The 24904-nt window shown below is 64.4% G+C and carries 22 protein-coding genes; 7 read left to right on the forward strand and 15 right to left on the reverse strand.

Annotated features, from left to right (window positions below; translation table 11 throughout):
* The first annotated feature begins 47 nt into the window (after window positions 1-47).
* The gene (locus tag F6X61_RS27190) at window positions 48-806 is read left to right on the forward strand and encodes a hypothetical protein (RefSeq protein ID WP_256671279.1); all 759 of its coding nucleotides are present in this window, start codon (window positions 48-50) and stop codon (window positions 804-806) included.
* Window positions 807-861: 55 nt separating this feature from the next.
* On the opposite strand, the gene F6X61_RS03670 is transcribed toward F6X61_RS27190, so the two are convergent.
* On the reverse strand, window positions 862-1851 hold the full coding sequence (locus tag F6X61_RS03670) for a sensor domain-containing diguanylate cyclase (protein WP_153785454.1): 990 nt from the start codon (window positions 1849-1851) through the stop codon (window positions 862-864).
* Between the two features lie 139 nt (window positions 1852-1990).
* On the reverse strand, window positions 1991-3175 hold the full coding sequence (gene desA, locus F6X61_RS03675) for a delta-9 fatty acid desaturase DesA (RefSeq protein ID WP_153785455.1): 1185 nt from the start codon (window positions 3173-3175) through the stop codon (window positions 1991-1993).
* Between the two features lie 150 nt (window positions 3176-3325).
* Between desA and dibA the strand changes: the two genes are divergently transcribed.
* Entirely contained in the window at window positions 3326-5221 is a 1896-nt protein-coding gene (gene dibA, locus F6X61_RS03680; RefSeq protein ID WP_153785456.1) for a phosphodiesterase DibA, read from the forward strand.
* 66 nt (window positions 5222-5287) lie between these two features.
* Here the strand turns inward: dibA and F6X61_RS03685 are convergent, their stop codons facing one another.
* From F6X61_RS03685 to tcyJ, 9 genes are all read right to left on the reverse strand, one after another.
* Window positions 5288-5932: a methionine ABC transporter permease gene (locus F6X61_RS03685; RefSeq protein ID WP_125466000.1), complete on the reverse strand. Its 645-nt coding sequence runs from the start codon at window positions 5930-5932 to the stop codon at window positions 5288-5290.
* On the reverse strand, window positions 5922-7031 hold the full coding sequence (locus F6X61_RS03690; protein WP_153785457.1) for a methionine ABC transporter ATP-binding protein: 1110 nt from the start codon (window positions 7029-7031) through the stop codon (window positions 5922-5924). Before F6X61_RS03690 ends, F6X61_RS03685 begins: the two co-directional genes overlap by 11 nt.
* 1 nt (window position 7032) lies before the next feature.
* Window positions 7033-7833 carry a MetQ/NlpA family ABC transporter substrate-binding protein gene (locus F6X61_RS03695; RefSeq protein ID WP_125465998.1) on the reverse strand — a complete coding sequence of 267 codons (801 nt, stop codon included), beginning with the start codon at window positions 7831-7833 and terminating at the stop codon, window positions 7033-7035.
* On the reverse strand, window positions 7826-9217 hold the full coding sequence (locus tag F6X61_RS03700) for an LLM class flavin-dependent oxidoreductase (protein ID WP_153785458.1): 1392 nt from the start codon (window positions 9215-9217) through the stop codon (window positions 7826-7828). The genes F6X61_RS03695 and F6X61_RS03700 overlap by 8 nt, the downstream gene beginning before the upstream one ends.
* Window positions 9217-10398: an SfnB family sulfur acquisition oxidoreductase gene (locus F6X61_RS03705; RefSeq protein WP_153785459.1), complete on the reverse strand. Its 1182-nt coding sequence runs from the start codon at window positions 10396-10398 to the stop codon at window positions 9217-9219. Before F6X61_RS03705 ends, F6X61_RS03700 begins: the two co-directional genes overlap by 1 nt.
* An 86-nt stretch (window positions 10399-10484) precedes the next feature.
* Entirely contained in the window at window positions 10485-11726 is a 1242-nt protein-coding gene (locus F6X61_RS03710) for an SfnB family sulfur acquisition oxidoreductase (protein WP_153785460.1), read from the reverse strand.
* 294 nt (window positions 11727-12020) lie between these two features.
* Window positions 12021-12782 carry an L-cystine ABC transporter ATP-binding protein TcyN gene (gene tcyN, locus F6X61_RS03715; protein WP_153785461.1) on the reverse strand — a complete coding sequence of 254 codons (762 nt, stop codon included), beginning with the start codon at window positions 12780-12782 and terminating at the stop codon, window positions 12021-12023.
* Window positions 12783-12784: 2 nt separating this feature from the next.
* Window positions 12785-13453 (reverse strand): cystine ABC transporter permease, encoded by a 669-nt coding sequence (gene tcyL / locus F6X61_RS03720; RefSeq protein ID WP_153785462.1) that lies wholly within the window; start codon window positions 13451-13453, stop codon window positions 12785-12787.
* Window positions 13450-14256: a cystine ABC transporter substrate-binding protein gene (gene tcyJ, locus F6X61_RS03725; protein WP_153785463.1), complete on the reverse strand. Its 807-nt coding sequence runs from the start codon at window positions 14254-14256 to the stop codon at window positions 13450-13452. The genes tcyL and tcyJ overlap by 4 nt, the downstream gene beginning before the upstream one ends.
* Before the next feature lie 341 nt (window positions 14257-14597).
* Between tcyJ and epsC the strand changes: the two genes are divergently transcribed.
* Together epsC and betT are read left to right on the forward strand one after the other, a co-directional pair.
* Window positions 14598-15536, forward strand: coding sequence for a serine O-acetyltransferase EpsC (epsC, locus tag F6X61_RS03730; protein ID WP_153785464.1), 939 nt, complete (start codon window positions 14598-14600; stop codon window positions 15534-15536).
* A 323-nt stretch (window positions 15537-15859) separates the two neighbouring features.
* On the forward strand, window positions 15860-17821 hold the full coding sequence (gene betT / locus F6X61_RS03735) for a choline transporter BetT (protein WP_178125761.1): 1962 nt from the start codon (window positions 15860-15862) through the stop codon (window positions 17819-17821).
* A gap of 106 nt (window positions 17822-17927) precedes the next feature.
* On the opposite strand, the gene tauD is transcribed toward betT, so the two are convergent.
* The 4 genes from tauD to tauA form a co-directional block, all read right to left on the reverse strand.
* Window positions 17928-18761, reverse strand: a complete 834-nt coding sequence (tauD, locus tag F6X61_RS03740; RefSeq protein ID WP_153785466.1) for a taurine dioxygenase — start codon at window positions 18759-18761, stop codon at window positions 17928-17930.
* Window positions 18762-18823: 62 nt separating this feature from the next.
* Window positions 18824-19660 (reverse strand): taurine ABC transporter permease TauC, encoded by an 837-nt coding sequence (gene tauC / locus F6X61_RS03745; protein ID WP_153785467.1) that lies wholly within the window; start codon window positions 19658-19660, stop codon window positions 18824-18826.
* Entirely contained in the window at window positions 19657-20451 is a 795-nt protein-coding gene (gene tauB / locus F6X61_RS03750) for a taurine ABC transporter ATP-binding subunit (protein ID WP_153785468.1), read from the reverse strand. Before tauB ends, tauC begins: the two co-directional genes overlap by 4 nt.
* A 14-nt stretch (window positions 20452-20465) precedes the next feature.
* Entirely contained in the window at window positions 20466-21437 is a 972-nt protein-coding gene (tauA, locus tag F6X61_RS03755) for a taurine ABC transporter substrate-binding protein (protein WP_125465987.1), read from the reverse strand.
* Between the two features lie 492 nt (window positions 21438-21929).
* Between tauA and F6X61_RS03760 the strand changes: the two genes are divergently transcribed.
* From F6X61_RS03760 to F6X61_RS03770, 3 genes are all read left to right on the forward strand, one after another.
* A complete protein-coding gene (locus F6X61_RS03760) occupies window positions 21930-23294 on the forward strand; it encodes an OprD family porin (RefSeq protein ID WP_153785469.1) in 1365 nt (454 codons plus the stop codon).
* 166 nt (window positions 23295-23460) lie between these two features.
* Complete coding sequence (locus F6X61_RS03765) at window positions 23461-24099, forward strand: peroxiredoxin (protein WP_110992087.1); 639 nt, start codon at window positions 23461-23463, stop codon at window positions 24097-24099.
* 186 nt (window positions 24100-24285) lie between these two features.
* Window positions 24286-24867, forward strand: a complete 582-nt coding sequence (locus F6X61_RS03770) for an alpha/beta hydrolase (protein WP_153785470.1) — start codon at window positions 24286-24288, stop codon at window positions 24865-24867.
* The last annotated feature ends 37 nt before the right edge of the window (window positions 24868-24904 follow it).

Consider the following 24904-nt stretch of genomic DNA (forward strand, 5'->3'; position numbering starts at 1 on the left):
TTTCCAGCCACTCCACCAACGGAATGGCAGGGAGGTTGCGCCTGAGGATGAATACGTACAGATACCGTGGCCTGCGCTATCAGGTCTATCGCTCCTTGGCGCGAAGACTGGGGCATGAAGCATTCCGCGACAGTCCCCACCCGCCCAGACCAGGGCTTGATGTCGACAAGGTACGTTTCGAACCCATAGGCCCCAAGGCTGTTGAAGCGATGCAACGGTGGGATGAACAGACCCACCTCTTCCCATGGGAAGAAGTCCCATTGTGGACGGAGCGGGACTTCAAAGGGTTCGACTTGTCGTTATGGGCAGAAAATGAACTGTGCGGTCTTTGCTATGCCAGTCCCCGGCAGAGCAGGCGTTGTATCAAGATCATTCTGCTGGAGGGTAACTCAGGCCCGGCCAACCTATTGCGAGGCTTGGTGGCGCCGTTGTCGCTCTTGGCGATTGCTGAGTATGCAAGGATGCTCAGGTACTCGCACATCGAGGTTCAACAACCAGAGCCGGGTGCTGAGCCCCTATACCAATCACTGGGTTTCAGCCGCGATTCAGCTGGGCGTTTGGTAATCCCCGTTGGGTCGACTACCCGACAAAGTCCTTTACAGATATCAGAGGTGCTTATGAGCTATGCGAAAGACGCCAGGAAGGCTGCGTTGATCAAGCGGTACACCGCCGAAGCCATTGCCCTGGCCGGTGAAGTCACCGATCAGCAGCGGCACTTTATCGAAGTCGGTCTCAAGGAAGGTCTGCAGAAGGAGCCGGGTGGCATACTGGCAGGGCCACGCAGCGGCCCGATCAGCTACAAGTAACCCGCACAACCCTTGAAGCGTTTGCAGTGCGCACCGGGCGCCACAGGTGGCCCGGTCAGCCTGTCACGATTTGATTCTTTCCCTGCCTCTTGGCCTGGTACATCGCCGCATCAGCTCTGGCGAACAGGCTATCGAGCGTTTCGTCCTCATCGGTCAGCCCGGTCAGCCCCTGGCTAACGGTTACGCCGTAAGTCTGCTGCCCGTGGCTGAAGCTCAACTGCTGGATTTCCCGCTGCAGGCGCTCGGCGATCTGCTCGGCCATCTGCGCAGTGCAGCCGGGGAACACGGCGGCGAACTCCTCACCACCGATCCGCCCGAATTGGTCGCCACGCCTTAGCACGGCCTTGCCGCTGTCGGCGATGTGCTGCAGCACCTGGTCGCCTTCCTGGTGCCCGTAACTGTCGTTGATCAGCTTGAAGTCATCGATGTCCAACAGCAGGAATGCCAACGGCGTGCCGTCTGCCCGGGCATTGTCGAACGCCTGTTGGGCGCATTCGAAGAAGTGCCGGCGATTGCTGCTTTGCGTAAGCACATCGGTGGTGGCCAGGCGATGCAACTCGCCTTCGAGCTGCTTCTTTTCGGTGATGTCCTCGGCGATGCCGACGATGATCACCCGCTGATCACCCTCGCGCTGCTGGTTGATGTAGCACTTGTCGCTGACCCAGCGCACTTCGCCGGCGCCATTGAGGATGCGGTACTCGCGGTCTTCGACGGTACCTTTTACCAGCACCTGGGCCAGGCTGCGCTCGGCGTATTCGAGGTCGTCCGGGTAGATGGCGTCGCGCCACTCATTGTAGTCGGCCAGCACCAGGCTGGCCGGGCGACCGAACAGGCGCTCGTAGGCCGGGCTGACATAGAGCACCTGACGGGTTTCCCAGTCGAAGGCCCAGAGCACGGCGTTGACGCTGTCGAGCAGCGATGAATAAAGCTGTTCGCGTTCGCTCAGGCGGGCCACTTCGCCTTGGGCATGCAGCAGGGCGAGCAGCGTCTGGGCCGCTTCGGGGCGGGGCGGGTCGGTAAACGTGGGCGGGAGGTCTTTGGCCATGTGCACGGAACGGTTCTCGACGTGGGGCGTGCGGCCACGAACCGGCCCGCCACGCGGACGATGTGCCGCGTTGGAGTGGTATCGAAGAGGGAAGTTCCGGGCGGCACGCCCCATTGCGGGGCATGCCGATCAACGGCCATCAGGCGCCAGTGGGGCGCAGCGAGTAGGTCTTGAGCTGGGCGGCGAAATCACGCAGTGACTGAATACCGCTGGCCTCGGCCTCGTGCACCCAGTCCTTCATGGCGGCGAGCATGTCGTGGCCGTTGGCGCTGGTGCGCGCCCAGATCTGCTGCAGCGCCAGGCGCTTCTCGTAGATGGTCTTGAGTGACTGGCTGTGTTCCAGCATCGATTCGATGCGCACGTGGTGACGGTCCTGCAGCAAGCTGGTCTCACGCGACAGCAGGCGTTTGGCGCGGCGGAAGCGGTGGCGCACCGAGGCGTCGACCTTGTCCAGCTCCTGCTTTACCAAGGGGCCGATCACCAGCTTGCGGTACTGGGCCATGATCTGGAAACGGTTGTTGAGGATGGCCATGGCGGTGTCCATGTCCAGCGATGCCTTGCCCTCGACCCGATGGGCGATGGGCGCTACCCGCTGCACCTTGGCCAGGCGCAGCATGCTCAGCAGGCGAATCCACATCCAGCCCATGTCGAACTCCCAGCGGCGTACCGAGAGCTTGGCCGAGTTGGGGTAGGTGTGGTGATTGTTGTGCAGCTCTTCGCCGCCAATGATGATGCCCCAGGGCACCAGGTTGGTGGCGGCGTCGCGGCATTCGAAGTTGCGGTAACCCACCGCATGGCCGAGACCGTTGACCACGCCGGCGGCCCAGAACGGAATCCACATCATCTGCACCGCCCAGATGGTGATGCCGATGGTGCCGAACAGCAGCAGGTCGATGACCGCCATCAGGGCGATGCCGCCGAGCTTGTAGCGCGTGTAGAGATTGCGCTCGATCCAGTCGTCCGGGCAGTTCTTGCCATAGATGCGCAGCGTCTCTTCGTTGCGCGCCTCTTCACGATAGAGTTCGGCGCCTTTGCGCAGCACTGTGCCCAGGCCCTTGTGCAGCGGGCTGTGCGGGTCGTCAGGGGTTTCGCACTTGGCGTGGTGCTTGCGGTGGATGGCGGTCCACTCGCGAGTGTTCTGCGCAGTGGTGAGCCACAGCCAGAAACGGAAGAAATGCTTGAGCCCCGCATTCAGCTCCAGCGCCCGGTGCGCGGAGTAGCGGTGCAGGTAGATGGTGACGCTGACGATGGTGACATGGGTCATCAGCAGGGTGACGGCGACCAGTTGCCAGGCCGACAGATCGAGTAAACCGTAGTACCACATAGCGGGAAAGACCCTCGCAAACACAGGGGAACAGCGCTGGCATTATCCCTTGGCAGGCAAATAAAACCAGTCGGCCTTTTTGATAGGAAGTCACAGGGTGTTTCAGCCTTTATAATGCCCCCTCATTTTCCATGGGCTCACCGACCCGACATGTCTGTTTCCGTTCGCGACGCCTTGCGTATGGCCGGGCTCTACCTGCTGCTTTCGATCCTCTGGCTGACGTTGTCGGAGCTGGTCTTGCAGAGCATGTCCGAGGACCCGCTGGCGCTGACCGTGGGCCGGCAGATCAACGTGGTGGTCTGGGTGCTGCTCAGTGCCTTGCTGATCTTCGTCTCGCGCGCCCGGCTGTTGAACTTCATCGGCATCGGTGCACGCCTGCGCAGTGAAGACCGCGAACGCCTGCGCATGGCCGCGGCGGTGTTCGACAGCACCCTCGAAGGTGTGCTGGTGACCGATCGCAACGGCCTGATCGTGCACGTCAATCGGGCCTTCATGCGCATCACCGGGTACCAGCAGGACGAGGTCATCGGCCAGCGCCCGAGCAAGTTCAAGTCTGGCCGCCATGGCGCGCCGTTCTACCAGCAGATCTACGCCGCGCTCAACGCCAAGGGCGAGTGGAGCGGCGAGATCTGGAATCGCCGAAAAAGCGGCGAGATCTACCCGCAATGGCAGACGATCTGCGCCATTCGCGACGATAGCGGCGACCTCAGCCACTATGTGGCGGTGTTCAGCGACATCAGCGCGATCAAGCACACCGAGCAGGAGCTCGCCTACCTGGCCCATCACGACCCGCTGACCGGCCTGCCCAACCGTCTGTTGTTCAACGACCGTGCCGAGCAGGCGCTGGCCGCGGCGCAACTGAACAAACGCGGTTGCGCCTTGCTGTTGCTCGACCTCGATCATTTCCAGAGCATCAACGACGGCCTTGGCCACACCATCGGCGATCAGTTGCTCAAGCTGGTGGGTGAGCGCCTGCGCGAATTGGTGGGCAATGGCGTCACCCTGGCACGCCTGGGCGGCGACGAATTCGGCGTGCTGGCCGAGAACTGCCAGCAGGTCGGCCAGGCCGGCAAGCTGGCGCAGGGCATCATCGAGCGCTTGCGTGAACCCTTCGCTTTTGACGACCACCGCCTGTTCATAAGTGCCAGCATCGGCATCAGCCTGTTCCCCAGTGATGCGCTGAGCGCCGAACAGTTGCTGCGCAACGCAGACTCGGCGCTGTTCAAGGCCAAGAGCAATGGCCGCGCCTGCTACGCGTTATACACCGAAGAACTGACCGCCCACGCCCAGCACCGGGTCGAGACTGCCGGCGAGTTGCGCCGGGCGCTGGAACAGGAAGAACTGCGGGTGTTCTTCCAGCCGGTGCACGACCTGTTCAACGCGAAGATGATCGGCGTCGAAGCGCTGGTGCGCTGGCAGCATCCCCAGCGCGGCCTGGTGCCGCCGGGGGAGTTCATTCCGATTGCCGAGCGCACCGGGCTGATCGCCGAGATCGACGCCTGGGTGTTGCGCCAGGCCTGTCGGCAGATGGTGCAGTGGCAGCAGGACGGCAGGGTGCTGGCCTTCGTTGCCGTCAACATTTCCAGCCGCCTGTTCGGCCAGCGCGAACTGTACCGGCAGGTGGCCGATGTGCTGCACGACACCGGACTTGACCCGTCGTTGCTGGAGCTGGAAGTCACCGAAAGCGCGGTGATGGAAGACCCGGAAGTGGCGCTGGAGCAACTACACCGCCTGCGCGAGCTGGGGCTGACCCTGGCCATCGACGATTTCGGCACCGGCTACTCCTCGTTGCTGCGCCTCAAGCGCCTGCCGGTGCAGAAACTGAAGATCGATCAGGGCTTCGTCGCGGGCCTGCCCTTCGACGATGACGACATTGCCATCGTGAGGGTGATCATCGCCCTGGCGCGCAGCATGGGCATGCAGGTGCACGCCGAAGGCATCGAGCAGGCCGAGCAAGCGCGCTTCCTGCTGGAGCAGCAGTGCCAGTTGGGGCAGGGGTACTGGTTCGGGCGGCCGGTGCCGGCGGCGGAGCTGCACTGGGGCTGAGATCGTATCGCGGGGCAAGCCCGCTCCCACGGTGGGTCGTGGGAGCGGGCTTGCCCCGCGATGGGCTCAACGCTTGTTCAAACCCTTGGCCAAGCGGTCCCCGCCCAGCTGAATCACCGCCACCAGCGCCACCAGCATGACGATCACCGTCAGCATGATCTGGCTGTCGAAGCGCTGATAGCCATAGCGGTAGGCGATATCCCCCAGCCCGCCCGCGCCGATCGCCCCGGCCATGGCCGACGAGTTGATCAGCGTCACCAGGGTGATGGTGAAACCGCCGACGATCCCCGGCAACGCCTCAGGCAGCAGCACATGCCAGACGATGTGCCAGCGCCGGCAGCCCATGGCCTGGGCCGCTTCGATCAGGCCATGGTCGACCTCGCGCAGGCTGACCTCGGCAATCCGCGCGAAGAACGGCGTGGCGGCGATGGTCAGCGGCACCACGGCCGCCCACACGCCGTAGGTGGTGCCGACCACCAGGCGGGTGAAGGGGATCAGCGCGACCATCAGGATCAGGAACGGGATCGAGCGGAACAGGTTGACGATGGCGCCCAGCACCCGGTTGAGCGCCGGCGCCTCGAAGATCCCGCCCTTGTCGCTGGTAACCAGCAGCACCGCCATCGGCACCCCCACCAGCAGCGCCACCAGCGAGGACACACCGACCATCAGCAGGGTGTCGAGCAAGCCTTGCAGCAGGCGATCAATCCACATGGCCCAGTACCTCCACATCCGCTGCCCAGCGCCGGGCGCGTTCGAGCAATTGATGAGTGTCCAGCGCTGAGCCGCGCACGGCCAGGACCAGCTGCCCCAGGGCATGCTCGCCGATGGTTTCGATGCCGCCCTGAAGCAGGCGCACGCGGCCACCCAGGTCGCTGAGCAGCGTGCTCAGCTCCGGTTCACCGACCAGCTGAAGGCGCAGCACCACGGCCGCATCACGGCTGGCCGGGCTGGCCCGCAGGCTGGCCTGCAAGGCGGCGGGCAGGCGCGTCTGCAAGGGCGCGAGCAAGGTGCGGGTAACCTCGTGGCGTGGCGAACCGAACACCTGCCACACCTCGCCTTGCTCGACCACTTCGCCGCGCTCGAGCACCACCACGCGCTGGCAGATATCGCGGATCACCGCCATCTCATGGGTGATCAGCACCACGGTCAGGCCGAGGCGCTGGTTGATGTCGCGCAGCAGCTCGAGGATCGATGCGGTGGTTTCCGGGTCGAGCGCCGAGGTGGCCTCGTCGCACAGCAGGATCTCGGGGTCGTGCACCAGCGCCCGGGCGATGCCGACCCGCTGCTTCTGCCCGCCGGACAGTTGCGCCGGGTAGACGTGGTGTTTTTCCGCCAGCCCCACCAGCTCCAGCAGCTCGCGCACCTTGCGCTGGCGCTCGGGCTTGCTCACGCCGGCCACCTTCAACGGCAGCTCGACGTTCTGCCACACGGTCTTGGCCGACATCAGGTTGAAGTGCTGGAAGATCATGCCGATACGCCGGCGCAGGGCCACCAGGCGGTCTTCGTCGAACGGCGCGATGTCCACCTGGTCGATCAGCACCCGGCCTTGGCTTGGCTGCTCCAGGCGGTTGATGGTGCGCAGCAGCGACGACTTGCCGGCGCCGCTGCGGCCGATGATGCCGAAGATCTCGCCGCGGCGGATGTTCAGGTCGATGCCTTGCAGCGCCGGTTGCGCCTGGCCCGGGTAGGTCTTGCCCAGGCCGATGAAGCGCACATGGGCCTGGTTCACCTCCGGGCGCAGCACTTGTTCAGGTGCCCTGGGCGGTACTGATTGGGTGGGAAGCGCCCTGAGGGCGCTGGCCTGGCTCATGTCAGCCTTCCCAGCCGGCCTGGTACAGCTTGCCATGGGCCTTGTCCAGGGCTGCCCGCACGGCGGGCGAGTGCTGATAGATGTCGACGAACTTGGCCAGGCGCGGGTCGTTCTTCTCCTGCGGGCGGATGACGAACTGGATCACGTATTCCTTGTTCTCCAGGCCGTCGAACAGCAGCGCCGAGGTGGCGTCGAAGGTGTTGGCCAGGCGGATGTAGGCCGGGTAGCCCTGCACCAGGTCGGCGTCGTCATAGGCGCGCACCAGCTGCACCGCCTCGACCTGGAGAATCTTGATCTTCTTCGGGTTGGCGATGATGTCGTCTTCGGTGGCCTTGTAGCCCACGCCTGGCTTGAGAGTGATCAGCCCGGCCTTGGCCAGCAGCTGCAGGCCACGGCCGCTGTTGATCGGGTCGTTGGCGATGGCCACGCTGGCGCCTTCGGGCAATTCGGCGAAGCTTTTGTACTTTTTCGAGTACAGGCCGACGTTGTTGATGATCCCCGGCGCGTAGGGCACCAGGTTGAAGCCGGCGGCGGCCTTGGCGTTTTCCAGGAAGGGGATGTGCTGGAAGTAGTTCACGTCGATGTCGCCGCTGTTGAGGCTGACATTCGGCGCGATCCAGTCGCTGAATTCGATCAGCTTCACTTCCAGGCCTTGTTTATGGGCTTCTGCCACCGCCGCTTCCAGCGGGATGGCGAAGGCGGCGGTGGTGCCGATCTTCAGTGGCTCGGCGGCGAAGGCGGCGGCGGACAGGCCGAGGCCCAGGGCGATGGCCGCGACGGGCCGGAACAGTTTCTCAAGCATGGTGCAGGGCTCCAGTCGGGGCAGGGGTGTGGGTGTTGCGGTAGGTGGATCCGGGGTGGTCGGCGGGCAGGTGCGGGTGGTCGCTGGCGAACAGCTTTTCGCGCAGGGTGCCCTCGGCGTACGCGGTCTTGTAGCGGCCACGGCGCTGCAGTTCGGGGACGACCAGGTTGATGAAAGCCTCGAAGCTTTCCGGGGTGACGGTGCGGGTCAGGTTGAAACCGTCCAGGCCGGTGTCGTCGAGCCAGCCGATCAGTTGCTCGGCGACCTGTTCGGGGTTGCCGACCAGGGTTACGTAACGCCCGCCCAGGGCGTGCTGCTCCAGCAGACGACGGCGGGTCCAGGCGCTGTCCTTCAACTGGCGGGTGGCGGACTGGATGGCATTGCCCTTGGCGAAGCCGATCGGCTCGTCCAGCCCGTAGCGCGAGAAGTCGATACCGGTGGAGCTGGCGAAGTGCGCCACACCGGCCTCGGGGCTGGCGTAGTGCAGGTACTCGGCGTGCAGGGCGCGGGCCTGGTCCTCGGAGGCGGCAACGATCACGGTGATGCCCATGAATACCTTGACCGCCTGCGGGTCGCGGCCGGCGGCCTGCGCCGCTGCACGCACCTTGTCGACCTGGGCGCGGGTGGCGGCCTTGTCCTGGCCGCTGATGAACACGCACTCGGCATGGTTGCCGGCAAAGGCCAGGCCACGGGCCGAACTGCCGGCCTGGAACAGCACCGGGGTGCGCTGCGGCGAGGGTTCGCACAGGTGGTAGCCCTCGACGTCGTAGAACTCCCCATGGTGGGTGACCTTGTGCACCTTGTCCGGACGCGCATACACACGCTGCGCGCGGTCGGCGACCACGGCATCGTCGTCCCAGCTGCCTTCGAGCAGCTTGTACAGCACCTGCAGGTACTCGTCGGCCTGGTCGTAGCGGCGGTCGTGCTCGGGTTGCTGTTCCAGGCCCATGGCCCGGGCGGCGCTGTCGAGGTAGCCGGTGACGATGTTCCAGCCGACCCGGCCGTTGCTCAGGTGGTCGAGGGTGGAGAGGCGCCGGGCGAACAGGTAAGGCGCCTCGTAGGTGAGGTTGGCGGTAAGGCCGAAGCCCAGGTGCCGGGTTGCCGCAGCCATGGCCGAGACCAGCAGCAGCGGGTCGTTGACCGGCAGCTGGATCGACTCCTTGAGTGTTACGTCCAGCGACTGGCCGTACACGTCGTAGGTGCCGACGATATCGGCGATGAACAGCCCGTCGAACAGCCCGCGCTCCAGCAGGCGGGCCAGGTTGGTCCAGTAGTCGAGGGTCTTGTACTGGGTCGAGGTGTCCCGCGGGTGGGTCCACAGACCGTGGTTGATGTGCCCGATGCAGTTCATGTTGAAGGCATTGAGCAGGATCTGCTTGGCCATCAGATGGTCCCCCGACGCGGCGGTTTCTCGTCGTTGAGGTAGAAGTTGCCGATGGCGTGGTACTTCCAGCGCACCGGGTCGTGCAGGGTGTGCACCCGGGCGTTGCGCCAGTGGCGGTCGAGGTTGTGCTCGGCCAGGGTGGCCTGGCTGCCGGCCAGTTCGAACAGGGTGGTGCCGGCGGCCAGCGAGATTTCGGTGCTGATCGCCCGCGCCTCGGCCACGGCAATGGAGGCTGCGGCGAGGGTGTCGGCGGTGCTGTCGGCCTGGGCGATGTCGAGGGTTTCGCCGGCGCGCTCCAGCAACGCTTCGGCGGCGTGCAGGCGGATCGCCAGGTGGCCGAAGCTCTTCAGCGTCAGTGGGTCGTCGCTGGCCTTGTCGACGCCGGAGTCGACCCACGGCCGGCTGCGGGTGCGCACGAAGTGCAGGGCGTCTTCGAAGGCGGCGCGGGCGATGCCGGTGTCGATGGCGGCGTGGAGGATCTGTGCCAGCGGGCCGACCGTGGTCGGGCGCTCGAAGGCGCTGCCGAACGGCACCACGTCTTCGGCGCGCACCGGCACGTTGTCGAACACCACCGAGCCGCTGCCGGTGGTGCGCTGGCCGAAGCCGCTCCAGTCGTCGATCACTTCGATGCCCTGGCTGTCGGCGGGCACGAACGCCAGGTGTTGCGCGTCCTGTTCGTCGATCACCAAGGTCGGGATGCGTTGGGCATAAATGGCCCCGGTGCAGTAGAACTTGCGGCCGTTGATGCGGTAATGCTCGCCGTCACGGGTCAGGCGCGTGGTGCGTTCGTGGGCGTTCTTGGTGCCGATTTCGGCCAGGGCATTGCCGAAGCGCCGGCCGGCGAGGACTTCGGCATACAGCCGTTTCTGTTGCTCGGGGGTGCCGTTCACCCGTAGCACTTCCAGGGCGTAGAAGTGATTCTGCGGAATCTGCCCGATCGAGGCGTCGGCCTGGGCGATGCGGGCCACGACCTTGGCCAGGGTGGCACTGGACACGCCGGCGCCGCCAAAGGCCTTGGGCACGCTGATGCCCCACAGGCCGGTGTGCACGAAGCGTTCGAGTTCGGCGTGGGGCAGGCGGCGTTCGCGGTCGCGCACGGCGCTGTCCTGGCGCAGGTGGTGGGCGAGTTCTTCGGCGACGGCCAGGGCCTGGGCGTCGTTGGTGATGAGGGATGCAGTCATGGTGCTCTCCGAAGGCCCCATCGCGGGGCAAGCCCGCTCCCACATCTGAACCGTGGGAGCGGGCTTGCCCCGCGATGGGCCGAAAATCAGATCCAGGAATGGCGGGCTGGCAGGCTGCCGTTGAGGTAGTAGGCGCCGACCGCGTGGTACTTCCAGCGCACCGGGTCGTGCAGGGTGTGCACCCGGGCGTTGCGCCAGTGCCGGTCGAGGTTGTACTCGGCCAGACTCGCGCGGCTGCCGGCCAGCTCGAACAGCTTCTCGCTGGCCTGCAGCGAGATCTCGGTGGTGAGCACCTTGGCCTCGGCCACCGCGATCGAGGCCCGCGCGGCAGCGGCATCGTCGACAGGGCCGGCGTTGACTTCGTCGAGCACCTTGGCGGCCCTGCGCAGCAGCGCTTCGGCGGCATGCAGGTCGAGCTTCAGGCGGCCGATGTCGGCGATCACATAAGGGTCGTCGCTGTTGCGCTCTACCTTGGCTTCGATCCACGGCCGCGACTTCTCGCGCACGAAGGTGATCGCGTCCTCAATGGCCGCTTCGGCGATACCGGCGTCGATGGCCGCCTGGATCAGTTGCGAGGCCGCGCCCTGGATGTTCGGTACATCGCGCTGGCGCCAGTTATCCACAACCAGGTCGGCGTCCACCGGCACCTGGTCCAGCAGCACGGTGCCGCTGGCGGTGGTGCGTTGGCCAAAGCCCGACCAGTCGTCGATGATGCGCAGGCCACGGCTGCCACGGCGCACGAACGCCAGGCGCTGGCGGCCTTCGTCGTCCAATGCCTTGACCGCCACCCAGTGGGCGTACAGGGCGCCGGTGGAGTAGAACTTTTCGCCGCTGATGCTGAAGTCATCGCCCTTGCGGGTGATGCGCGCCTTGAGCGTCAGGGTGTCCTTGGTGCCGCGCTCCGGCCCGGCATTGCCGATGCGCCAGCCGTCGAGCACGGCGCGGAAGATCCGCTGTTTCTGCGCCTCGGTGGCGGTCAGGCGCACCAGTTGCAGAATGCCGAACTGGTTCTGCGGGATTTGCCCCAGCGCAGGGTCGGCGGCGCTTATCAGGCGGAACACTTCGGCGATGGTCACGAACGACACTTCCGGGCCGCCGTAGGCCTTGGGAATGCTGATGCTGCCCAGGCCGCTGCGGGTGAACTGTTCGATTTCGGCCCACGGCAGCTTGCGTTGCTGGTCGCGGCTGGCGGCGTTGTGGCGGGCCACTTCGGCCAGTTCACGGGCGGCCTGCAGGGCCTCCTGGTCGCTCTGCAGCACCTTGGCGGGCAGCAGCAGGGGCGAGCTGTCGGTGTCGCTGTGCGATTGGGTAGTTGGCTGGCTGGACATCAGTGCCGCTCCTTGGCTGCACTCAATGCCCTGGCGTTGGCCACTGGGGTGATTGTGATCCTGACCATTCCTTACCTCACAAAAGTTGACTGTGCCGCCTCGGGGTGAGGTCGGCAGACGTTTGCTGGTCCGGTAGTCCGGTTTATATACCCTAATCGTTTGTAAATTCTTTATGAACTAACGTTTGGGAATATCAATAGAAGAACTCAAGGGTCAAAAAAAATCGCGGGGCAAGCCCGCTCCCACGCCATGCAAATCAGCGTGGGAGCGGGCTTGCCCCGCGATTGCGGTGGATCAGTCTTGCGCGGCAGTGGTGCCGAGGAACTTGCGCAAGAACTGCCGCGTACGCTCCTCTTTGGGGTTGGCGAACAGCGCCTTGGCCTCACCCTGCTCCACGATCACGCCCTTGTCGAAGAAGATCACCCGGTTGGCGACATCGCGGGCAAAGCTCATCTCGTGGGTGACGATGATCATGGTGCGCTTTTCCTCGGCCAGGCCGCGGATGGTCTCCAGCACTTCACCCACCAGTTCGGGGTCGAGCGCCGAGGTGGGCTCGTCGAACAGGATCACCTCCGGCTCCATGGCCAGTGCACGGGCAATGGCCACCCGTTGCTGCTGGCCACCGGACAGGCGCCGGGGGTAGGCATCTTCCTTGCCGGCCAGACCCACCTTGGCCAGCAGGCGCTTGCCCAGTTCGATGGCCTTGTCGCGAGGGGTCTTCTTGACGATCACCGGTCCTTCGATGACGTTGTCCAGCGCGGTGCGGTGAGGGAACAGGTTGAAGTTCTGGAACACGAACCCGGCCTGCTGGCGCAGGCGGCGAATCGCGCTTTGCTGGCCGCCCAGGGGGCGGTTGGCATCGATGCTGATATCGCCGATCTGGATGCGCCCGGCGTCGGGCGTTTCCAGCAGGTTGAGGCAGCGCAGGAAGGTGGTCTTGCCCGAGCCGCTGGGGCCGATGATGGCCACCACTTCGCCCGGTTGTACGGTGAGGTCGATGCCGTTGAGCACGGTCTGGCCCTTGAACCGCTTGGTCAGGCCTTCTACTACGATCATCGTCAGTGCTCCTGGTCGTGCTGGTTGACCCGCGCTTCCATGCGGTTCTGGAAGTGCGCGAGGATGCTGCAGAGGATCCAGTAGATCACCGCAACCGCCAGGTACATGGTGAACACTTCGAAGGTCCGGGCCGTGATCAGCTGTGCCTGACGGAACAGTTCGGGCACCTGGATGGTCGCCGCCAGGGCGGTGTCCTTGACTAGCGAGATGAAACTGTTGCCCAGCGGCGGCAGCGCGGTGCGCAGCGCCTGCGGCAGGATCGCCCGGCGCATGGCCTGGGTGCGGGTCATGCCGATGGAGGCCGCGGCCTCCCACTGGCCACGGTCGATCGAAGAGATCGCCGCACGCAGGATTTCGCAGATGTACGCCGCCATGTTCAGCGACAGACCGATCAGCGAGGCCGGGATCGGGTCGAGCTCGATACCGATCTGCGGCAACCCGAAATAGATCACGAATAGCTGCACCAGCAGCGGCGTGCCACGGAAGAACGAGACGTAGATGCGTGCCAGCCAGTCCAGCGGCAGGATCTTCGACAGGCGCATCAGTGCCAGGGCAAAGCCCAGCACCAGGCCGAAGAACATGCCGCCGACACTCAGCAGCACCGTGTAGCCAGCGCCCTTCAGCAGGAAGGGCGTGGAGTCGGCAACGAGTTGCAGGCTTTCAGCAATCATTTGGTGACATCGGCACCGAAGTATTTCTCGGACAGCTTGGCCAGGGTGCCGTCAGCCTTCAGCTTGTCGATGGCCTTGTTGAGTGCGGCCAGCAGCTCGGGTTCACCCTTGCGCAGGGCCACGCCCGATTCCAGCTTGGAGAATTTTTCGCCGGCGAGCGCGGTCGGTTTCTTGTCCTTGGCGGTTTTCTGGACGTACTCGAGTGCGGCCAGGCGGTCGATCAGGATGGCGTCGATACGGCCGTTGCGCAGGTCGGCGAATTTGGTCGGGTCATCTTCGTAGGTGCGGACATCGGCTGTCGGCACGTCCTGTTTCACCCATTGCTCGTAGTTGGTGCCCAGGCCGACGCCGACCTTCTTGCCACCGAGGTCTGCGGCGGTCTTGATGGTCTTCTCGTTGTCGCTGCCCTTGAGCACCAGGGCCTGGATGCCCGAGACGGTGTAAGGCTCGGAGAAGTCGTACTTCTTCTTGCGCTCTTCGGAGATGGTCACCTGGTTGATCACCACGTCCAAACGTTTGGACTCCAGCGCGGCGAGGATGCCGTCCCATTTGGTCGGCTGTACCTTGGCCTTGACCCCCAGCTCTTTGGCCAGCAGTTCCGACAGCTCCACTTCGAAGCCGGCCAGCTTGCCGTTTTCATCCTGGAAGCTGAAGGGCGGGTAGGTGCCTTCCAGGCCGACGTTGATCACGCCTTTTTCCTGGATGGTCTTCAGTTGCTCGCCGGCGAAAGCCTGGCCGAGCAGGCCGGCGCCGAGCAGCAGCGCCAGGCTGGCATTGAGAAGGGGTTTGGCGAATTTGGACATGTGTGGCCCCGCGCTTGTTGTGGAAGTAGTGGGTGGCAAATATAAAGCTGGGCTGTATAGGCCTGGAAATAATAAAAAATCCGGTTGTTATTCCATGCGTGCAAATTGCCATCCCATGGCAGGGTTGAGGGTAGCCACGAATGGACACCCCGTCAGCGTTGCTTATGCCTGACTTAGCGCAGGATGGAATAAAGCGTTGTTTTTTCCAAGGGGGGGATTTGACGTATCGTTGATCCACTCGTGGGAGCGGGCTTGCCCCGCGATAGCACCATCGCGGGGCAAGCCCGCTCCCACGCCAGAAAAATCCAAGCATCAGCACAAGGCCTGGCAGGAGATCCACCGTGAGCGAACAACCATCAACAGCCCATTGGCAACTGCAGGGCATCGTCACCGGCCTGCGCAGCGCCCGTGAGCAATGGCGCAGCAGCAACGGCCGCAGCAGCGGCGAGCAGGGCGGCCGCGAGCTGCCGTCGCGCGAGGCGCTGCACCAGATCCTCGAGCAGCTGTGCGGCGCGCTGTTCCCCATGCGCCTGGGCCCGGTGGACCTGCGCGAGGAAAGCGAGGACTTCTACGTCGGCCATACCCTCGACGCCGCGCTGACCGCGCTGCTGGCCCAGGCTCGCCTGGAACTGCGTTACGCGGCGCGCCACGGCAAGACCGATGTCACCGACGTCGACGCCCATGCCCTGCGCCTGGTCCAGGACTTCGCCGCCGCCCTGCCGGCCCTGCGCGTGCTGCTCGACACCGATGTGCTGGCCGCCTACCACGGTGATCCGGCGGCGCGCAGCGTCGACGAGGTGCTGCTGTGCTACCCAGGCATCCTGGCGATCATCCACCACCGCCTGGCCCATCACCTGTACCGGGCCGGCTTGCCGCTGCTGGCGCGGATCAGCTCGGAGCTGGCGCACTCGGCCACCGGCATCGACATTCACCCCGGTGCGCAGATCGGCCCGAGCTTCTTCATCGACCACGGCACCGGCGTGGTCATCGGCGAGACAGCGATCATCGGCGAGCGGGTGCGCATCTACCAGGCGGTAACCCTGGGGGCCAAGCGCTTCCCCAGCGACGAGTCGGGCACCCTGCACAAAGGCCTGGCGCGCCACCCGATCGTCGAGGACGACGTGGTGATCTATGCCGGGGCGACCATTCTGGGGCGCATCACCATCGGCAAGGGCTCGACCATTGGCGGCAACGTGTGGCTGACCCGCAGCGTGCCGGCCGAGAGCAACATTACCCAGGCTAATTTGCAGTTGGATTGCGAGGGCAAGAAGGCCCTCTAACATCGTGTGTATGGCGCGTGCTGTAAGGCGCGTGGGAGCGGGCTTGCCCCGCGATTGCAAAGGTGGGCCGGACACTGCAATCGCGGGGCAAGCCCGCTCCCACGATGTCCCTCACACAGGCCCCACCCAGCGGCATCGGGTCGCATTGAAATCCGATCCATGTTTAACTTGAACGCTTGTTCAATGTAAAACGCTGGTCCATTGCCGGTGTTCAACAGGAGGATTCCTTTGCTGAACCCGTACAATCCGAACCTCACGTCCTTTGACGAGGTGCACGCCCGATGAGTGCACCAACGCCTGGCCTTGCCAACGGCAAGATCCGCATGAACCCCCCGGTTTTCTACTTCGCGGCAAGTTTCATCCTGTTGTTCGGCCTGGTGGTCATCGCCATGCCGCAAGCGGCCGGCGAGTGGTTGCTGGCGGCGCAGAACTGGGCGGCCAACACCGTCGGCTGGTACTACATGCTGGCCATGACCCTGTACCTGGTGTTCGTGGTGGTCACTGCGGTGTCCGGCTACGGCAAGATCAAGCTCGGCGCCGATCACGACGAACCCGAGTTCAGCTACCTGTCCTGGGCGGGCATGCTGTTCGCCGCCGGCATCAGCATCACGCTGTTCTTCTTCTGTGTCTCCGAACCCCTGACCCACATGCTCCAGCCGCCCCAGGGCGAGGCGGGCACGGCCGAGGCCGGGCGCCAGGCGATGCAGATCCTGTTCCTGCACTGGGGCCTGCATGGCTGGGGCGTGTTCGCCTTCGTCGGCATGGCGCTGGCCTACTTCGCCTACCGCCACAACCTGCCGCTGGCGCTGCGGTCGGCGCTGTACCCGCTGATCGGCAAGCGCATCAACGGCCCGATCGGCTACGCGGTGGACGGCTTCGGCATCATCGCCACGGTGTTCGGCCTGGGTGCCGACATGGGCTTCGGCGTGCTGCACCTGAACGCCGGGCTCGACTACCTGTTCGGCATCAGCCACAGCCAGTGGGTGCAGGTGCTGCTGATCACCCTGATGATGGGCGCGGCGGTGGCCGTGGCGGTCGCCGGGGTGGAGAAGGGCGTGCGGGTGATGAGCGACATCAACCTGTTCCTGGCCTGCGCGCTGCTGCTGTTCGTACTGTTCGCCGGGCCCACCCAGCACTTGTTCAACACCCTGATCCAGAACCTCGGCGACTACCTCGGCGCCTTGCCGCGCAAGAGTTTCGACGTGTACGCCTACGGTGAAAACCGTGACTGGCTGGGTGGCTGGACGGTGTTCTACTGGGCCTGGTGGATTGCCTGGGCGCCGTTCGTGGGCCTGTTCATCGCGCGTATTTCGCGCGGGCGCACCATCCGCGAGTTCGTCTTCGGCGTGCTGCTGATCCCGCTGGGCTTCACCCTGGCGTGGATGTCGATCTTCGGCAACAGCGCGCTGGACCAGGTGATCAACCACGGCATGACCGCGCTGGGCCAGTCGGCACTGGATGACCCGTCGATGAGCCTGTACCTGCTGCTGGAAACCTACCCGTGGAGCAAGACGGTGATCGCCGTGACGGTGTTCATCAGCTTCGTGTTCTTCGTCACCTCGGCCGACTCCGGCACCGTGGTGCTGTCGACGCTGTCGGCCAAGGGTGGCGGTGCCGACGAAGACGGGCCGAACTGGCTGCGGATCTTCTGGGGGGCGATGACTGCGCTGATCACCAGTGCCCTGCTGTTTGCCGGCAGCATCGACTCGCTCAAGTCTGCGGTGGTGCTGACCTCGCTGCCGTTCTCGCTGATCCTGTTGTGCATGATGTGGGGGCTGCACAAGGCCTTCTACCTGGAGAGCCAGCGGCAGATCGCACAGATGCATTCGCTGGCCCCGTTCGCCCAGTCGCGGCGCGGCCGTGGCGGCTGGCGCCAGCGCCTGAGCCAGGCCGTGCATTTCCCGTCACGCGACGAGGTGTACCGCTTCATGGACGACGTGGTGCGCCCGGCGATTGCCGAGGTGCGCGAGGTGTTCGAGCAGAAGGGCCTGGTGCTGATTACCCAGGACGACCCGAGCCATGACAACGTCAGCCTGAAGATCGGCCATGGCGATGAACAGCCGTTCATCTACCAGGTGCAGATGCGTGGGTACTTCACACCGTCGTTCGCCCTCGGTGGGCTGGGTACCCAGGACTTGAAGAACCGCCGTTATTACCGGGCGGAGGTGCACCTGAGCGAGGGCAGCCAGAACTACGACCTGGTGGGCTACAGCAAGGAGCAGATCATCAACGACATCCTCGACCAGTACGAGCGGCACATGCAGTACCTGCATCTGGTGAGGTAGGCTTTTCCGGCCTATTCGCGGGTAAACCCGCTCCCACAGGGACTGCGCAGAACCCTGTGGGAGCGGGTTTACCCGCGAATGCAATGGGCTTGGCAAAGCCTATCTGTCAGAACGGCGCATCCCCCAGAATGGTCGCCCGGTGCATCACCCGCCGATTGGGCCGGTAGTCATCCACCGCGAAATGCTGGGTCACGCGGTTATCCCAGAACGCCACGTCGTTCTCCTGCCAACGCCAGCGAATGCTGAACTCCGGCCGCGTCGCATGGGCGAACAGCAGCTTGAGCAGCGCCTCGCTTTCATACTCGTTCAGCTCGTTGATCCGCGTGGTGAACCCTTCGTTGACGAACAGCGCCTTGCGCCCGCTGACCGGGTGGGTGCGCACCACCGGGTGCGACAGCGGCGGGTTGTTGCGCCGGGTAGCTTCCCAGCGCGCCAGGTCCTCCGGCGTGGTGCCGAAGCGCTCCAGCGGGAAGGATTTGGTGAAGTCATGGGTGGCGGTCAGGCCGTCGAGCATCGCGCGCAACGGCGCCGACAGTGCCTCGAATGCGGCAATGCCACTGGCCCACAAGGTGTCGCCACCGTAGGCCGGCAGCTGCTTGGCGCTGAGCACCGCGCCCAGGGCCGGGGTCGGCAGGAAGGTCACGTCGGTGTGCCACACGGCGTTGTCGCGTACGTCGGTCACGGCGGTGTCGAGGATCAGCACCTGCGGGGTTTCCGGCACGTTGGGGTAGATCGGGTGGATGTGCAGGTCGCCGAAGCGGGCGGCGAAGCGCGCCTGTTGCTCGGGGTTGATCGGCTGGTCGCGGAAGAACAGCACCTGGTGCTGGAGCAGCGCCTGCTCGATGGCATCGCGCTGTTGCGGGGTGATGTCGCGGCTGATGTCGACGCCGCTGATCTGCGCGCCCAGGGCCGGGCTGAGAGGGGTGATGGTCAGGCTCATGTCGGTCTCGATAGTAGGTCTGATCGCAGGGTCGCGTGGGAGCGGGCTTGCCCCGCGATTGATCAATGGCTCTGCCCGTGCCAGGGCACCAACTTGCGTTGCAAGGCGCGCAGGCCCATCTCCAGGGCGAAGGCGATCAGGGCGATCAACAGGATCCCCAGCACCACCACGTCGGTCACCAGGAACTGCGCCGCCGACTGCACCATGAAGCCCAGGCCGCTGGTGGCGGCGATCAGCTCGGCGGCGACCAGGGTCGACCAGCCCACGCCCAGGCCGATGCGCACGCCGGTGAGGATGTCGGGCAGGGCGCTGGGCAGGATCACGTGGCGGATCAGCTGGGCCTTGGTCGCGCCGAGAGATTGCGCGGCGCGCAGCTTGGTCGGGTCGACGGTGCGCACGCCGGTGGCGGTGGCGATGGCGATCGGGGCGAAGATCGCCAGGTAGATCAGCAGCACCTTGGACAGCTCGCCGATGCCGCACCAGATCACGATCAATGGCAGGTAGGCCAGCGGCGGGATCGGCCGGTAGAACTCGATCAACGGGTCGAGGATGCCGCGGGCCACGCGGTTGTAACCGATGGCCAGGCCGACCGGGATGGCGGTCAGGGTCGCGGCCACCAGCGCCAGGCCGATGCGGCCGAGGCTGGCGCCCAGGTGCTGCCACAGGCTGGCGTCCATGTAGCCCTGGGTGAGCAGGGCCCAGGCCTTGGCCAGGATGTCGGCGGGCGGCGGCAGGAACAGCGGCTCGACCCAGCCGGCGGCGGTCACCAGCCACCAGGCCAGCATCAGGGTGGCCAGGGTCAGGGTGCTGATCCAGCGGGTGGAAAGGGGCTGGCGGGCTTTGCCAGGGGTAGGTTTGGCGTCACGTTTGGCCGCGACAGGCAGGTCCAGGCTGCTCATGCAGACTCCTCTCGGCGGGCGGATTCGCGTTGCGAGAACACCCGTGCCAGCACGTGCTCGCGGGTTTCGATGAAGCGTGGGTCGGACTTGATCGCCCGCGCCGGCTCGCCGGCGGCGTAGCGCTGGCCGAAGTCCAGCTGCAGGCGTTCGACCACGCGCCCGGGGTTGGGCGCCAGCAGCACCAGCTCAGTGGCCAGGAACACCGCTTCTTCGATGTCGTGGGTGATCAGGAACACCGGCTTGGCGGTGCGCTGCCAGACCTGCAGCAGCAGCTCCTGCATCTGTTCGCGGGTGAAGGCGTCGAGGGCGCCGAACGGCTCGTCCATCAGCAGCACCCGAGGGTCGGCGGCCAACGCCCGGGCCAGGCCCACGCGCTGCTTCTGGCCACCGGACAACTGCCAGATGTGCCGGTCGCCGAAGCCGGCCAGGTCGACCAGCGCCAGCATCTCGCGGGCCTTGGCCTCACGCTGCGCACGGGGTACACCGGCCAGTTGCAGGCCGAAGGCGACATTGGCCAGCACGTCCTGCCACGGCAGCAGGGCGTCGTCCTGGAACACTACGCCACGGTCGGCGCCCGGCCCTTGCACGGCGGCACCGTCAAGGGTGATGCGCCCGGCGCTGGGGGCAACGAAACCGGCGATCAGGTTGAGCAGCGAGGTCTTGCCGCTGCCGGATGGCCCAAGGGCCACCAGCAGCTGGCGCGGGCCCAGGCTCAGGTTGATGTCGGCCAGCACCGGAGTGCTGGCGCCGGGGTACTGTGCGCTGATGCGCTCCAGTTCAAGCAAGGCCATGACGGGCTCCGGTCTTAGTTGGGCAGGTATTGCTTGCTGACGTAGGGCGAATAGTCCGGCAGTACCGCATCGACCTTGCCTTGTTGCTTGAGGAAGGTGGCGGTGTCGGTCAGCGCCTGGGTGGTCGGGGCGCCGAGGGCATTGGCCTGGTCGTCCGCCAGCGGGTAGACGTTGCCTTGCAGCAATACCGGGATATCCGCCGCTTTGGCCCCTGACAGCTTGACCAGCTTGGCGACGTTGTCCGGGTTGGCCAGCCAGGCTTTCGGGTCTTTGCGGTAGTCGGCATAGGCGTCGAGGGTCACCTTGGCGAACGACTTGACGATGTCCGGGTGCTTGGCGGCGAAGTCCTTGCGCACGATCCAGGCGTCGAAGGTCGGCGCGCCTTTTTCGGCCAGCTCGCCGGAGGTGATCAGCACCTTGCCGTTCTCCTTGGCCACGCCCAGGGCCGGGTCCCAGACGTAGGTGGCGTCGATGTCGCCGCGCTTCCAGGCGGCGATGATTGCCGGCGGCGCCAGGTTGAGGATCTGCACCTTGGTGGGGTCGATGTTCCAGCTCTTGAGCGCGGCCAGCAGGCTGTAGTGGCCGGTGGAAACGAACGGCACGGCGACTTTCTTGCCCACCAAGTCCTGCGGGGTCTTGATGCTGTCACGGGCGACCAGCGCCTCGCCGGCACCGATCTGGGTGGCGATCAGGAAGGTCTCGACCGGCAGCTTGCGGGTGGCGGCGGCGGCCAGGGGGCTGGAGCCGAGGTAGCCAATCTGCACGTCGCCGCTGGCCACTGCGGTGATCACGTCGGCGCCGTTGTCGAATTTGCGCCAGTCGATGCTGGCCTTGCTGGCTTTCTCATAGTCGCCGTCCACCTGGGCCACCTTGGCCGGGTCGACGGTGGTCTGGTAGGCGACGGTCAGGTCGGCGGCCTGGGCCAGCCAGCTGGTGCCGGCGAGGGTCAGGGCAGCGAACAGGCGCAGCGGGGCATGCGGGATCATGGTGAACCTCTCGTCAGGCAATTGGGTTATGGATGGCGAGAAGACTAGATGATCTAAGAAATTAGAAATAAATAACTTTTTTGCATTAGCTTAGGAGCCAAACGCTTTAAGGGCGGGGGAGCGGAGGCTGGCGGAATGGAAAAGGGCTGCTAGCCTTTTTCGGTCCCGGCCGGGGGGCTTGTGGTAGAGGGGTCGCCAAACGTTTGCACATAACCTAAAGGTATGATTGACGCCGTCGATACAACCTTTCGCAGTAAAGGTTCCAATGTTATTCCGTAAAAGTCTTACAGATTCATAAAACGGTCATTTTGGATTTATAGGATTGTCATTATCCTGTAGCGCAGGACGGCGACTTAGACCAAAGTCGCGAATCGATCGTTGAGCATTGACTTGGCGGTCACGCATTGGTGCTAAATCGCCAATCCCGGGCGAGTGGGGCAAAAGATCCCGCCGCTTGTGACGCACAAAAATTAGAACGTAGAGGAGCAAAACATGTACAAGTCCAGCCTGGCCCTGGCCGTGGCACTGGGGGTTCTCGCCCAACAAGCAGGCGCTGCAGGTTTCATCGAGGACAGCAAAGTGTCCTTGAGCTCGCGCACCATGTATTTCGACAACAACAACCGCGAAGCGCACGGCACTCCGGCTACCGCGACTCGTCTGCCCGGCCAGCGCCCGGATCAGCGTGAAACCGGTCAAGGTTTCAAGCTCGACTACATCTCCGGCTTCACTGAAGGTACCGTAGGCTTCGGTGTCGATGCCCAGGCCGTGTGGGGTATCCACCTGGATGGCGGCAAGGGCTACCACAAGGCTGGCTTCCTCCCAGACGACAGCGATGGCTCCTCGGTAAGCCAGTGGGCACGTGTCGGTGCCAATGCCAAGGCTCGCTTCTCCAAGACCGAAGCGCACTTCGGTAGCGCGCTGGCACCTAACCTGCCGATCCTGGTCGCCAACGATGGCCGTCTGCTGCCGCAGACCTTCGAAGGTGGCACCGTCACCTCGAAGGAAATCGACAACCTGACCATCAACGCCGGTCAGCTGACCCACGCCATGGGCCGTGCTTCGAGCAACCGTACCGGTCTGTCCGTCTCCGGCGCCTTCGCCGACAGCAACAAATTCCGCTTCGGCGGTCTGGACTACAAGCTCACTCCAGACCTGACCCTGCAGTACTACTACTCGAACCTGGAAGACTTCTACAAGCAGCACTTCCTCGGTGCGACCCACGTCTTCAAGATCGCTGACAACCAATCGTTCAAGACTGACCTGCGCTACTTCGACAGCAGCAGCGACGGCAAGAACGGCGACGTCGGCATCTACGGCTTCGATAACAACGGCGGCTACGCCAAGAACACCGGCAAGGTCGACAACAAGACCTGGTCCGCCATGTTCACCTACACCCTGGGCGGCCACGCGCTCATGCTGGGTCGCCAGCAAGTCGGCGACGACGGTGGTTTCGTCTGGCTGAACCAGGGCGCTGTGCGCGACGGCAACAACCGTCCTGAAGGCGCCGGCGGCTCGAGCTTCTACCTGTTCACCGACAGCATGATCAACCAGTTCGCCCGTGCTGGCGAGAACACCAACTTCGGTCAGTACTCCTATGACTTCGCTGCGCTGGGCGTACCCGGCCTGAAGGCATCGGTCGCTTACCTGCGTGGTGACGATGTCCGCTACAAGTCGGGCCACGGCACCTACGACGAGTGGGAGCGTGACGCTCGCGTCGACTACACCATCCAGCAAGGCACCCTCAAAGGCCTGGGCTTCAGCCTGCGTCAAGGCGTGTACCGTGGTGAAGGCAACGAAAGCAGCGCCGACCAGGATCAGACTCGCTTCATCGTCAACTACACTTACGCCTTCATGTAAGTCGTAGCTGCAAAACAAGAAGCCTCGCCTAGTGCGAGGCTTTTTTGTGCCTGCCATTTCGTATGCGTTCTGGTTATAAATAAATCGATATTTATTCTTTTTATTTTTATTCGGAAGCAGGCACATTGAACCCATCCAGGCCAGACACAGCACAGGAGCCGCTTCCATGAGCCTCAAACTCGGCGACATCGCCCCCGATTTCGAACAGGATTCCAGCGCCGGCAAGATCCGCTTCCACGAATGGCTGGGCAACAGCTGGGGCGTGCTGTTCTCCCACCCGGCCGACTTCACCCCGGTATGCACCACCGAGCTGGGCCTGACTGCCAAGCTCAAGGATGATTTCGCCCAGCGTGGGGTCAAGGCCATCGCCCTGTCGGTGGACCCGGTCGACTCGCACCACCGCTGGATCGATGACATCAACGAAACCCAGAACACCGTGGTCAATTTCCCGATCATCGCCGATGCCGACCGCAAGGTGTCCGACCTGTACGACCTGATCCACCCCAACGCCAGCGACACCCTCACGGTGCGCTCGCTGTTCGTCATCGACCCGAACAAGAAGGTGCGCCTGACCATCACCTATCCGGCCAGTACCGGGCGCAACTTCAACGAGATCCTGCGGGTGATCGACTCGCTGCAACTGACCGACAACCACAAGGTCGCCACCCCCGCCAACTGGCAGGACGGTGATGAGGTGGTGATCGTGCCGTCGCTCAAGGACGAGGACGAAATCAAGCAGCGCTTCCCGAAAGGTTATCGGGCGGTGAAACCTTATCTGCGCCTGACGCCGCAACCCAATCGTTAAACGAATCCTCGTTGTAATGCTCTTAGCCATAGTAGGGATTTTGGGCCGTTTCGACGGCCCTTTTTTATGGGCGTCGTTCACTGGCTCATGATTTTGGTTATTAATAAATAGCTTCTTATTCCTTTACGGATATAACTGCCTCCTTATACTTGCACCCCAAGCACGCAAACTTTCGGAGGCGTCCCCATGCGCAATGAGTCGATTCGTTACCTGATTGTGCCGGGCTGGCAAGGATCGCCAGACAACCATTGGCAGAGTCACTGGCAGCGCAGCCTGCCCAACAGCGCCCGGGTCGAGCAGCAGGACTGGCTCACCCCGCAGCGGCGCGATTGGGTGCAGGCACTGGAGCAGGCGATCGCCGCCGAATGCTCGCCGGTGATTCTGATTGCCCACAGCCTGGGTTGCATCACGGTCGCCCACTGGGCCGCCCAGGCCAGCCCGAGCCTGCTGCGTCGGGTGCGTGGCGCGCTGCTGGTGGCGCCGGCCGATGTCGAGCGGCCCAACTGCGCGCCGGCCTTGCGCAACTTCGCACCGATCCCGTTGCAGGCGCTGCCATTCCCAAGCCAGGTGGTCAGCTCTGACAACGACCCGGCGGTGAGCGTGCCACGGGCCCTGCACCTGGCGCGCGCCTGGGATGCCGAGGCGGGGCTGCTGGCCAATGCCGGGCATATCAACGTCAAGTCTGGCCACGAGCGTTGGGAACAGGGCTTCGCCTACCTGTTCCGCCTGCAGGCCCGGATCGACCAGCGTGCGCTGCGGCGCGCCTGATCCGCCGGCCGTTCCACGAATGCCTTGAGCCCCGGCT

The sequence above is a fragment of the Pseudomonas sp. EMN2 genome (assembly GCF_009650555.1).
GTDB lineage: Bacteria > Pseudomonadota > Gammaproteobacteria > Pseudomonadales > Pseudomonadaceae > Aquipseudomonas > Aquipseudomonas sichuanensis.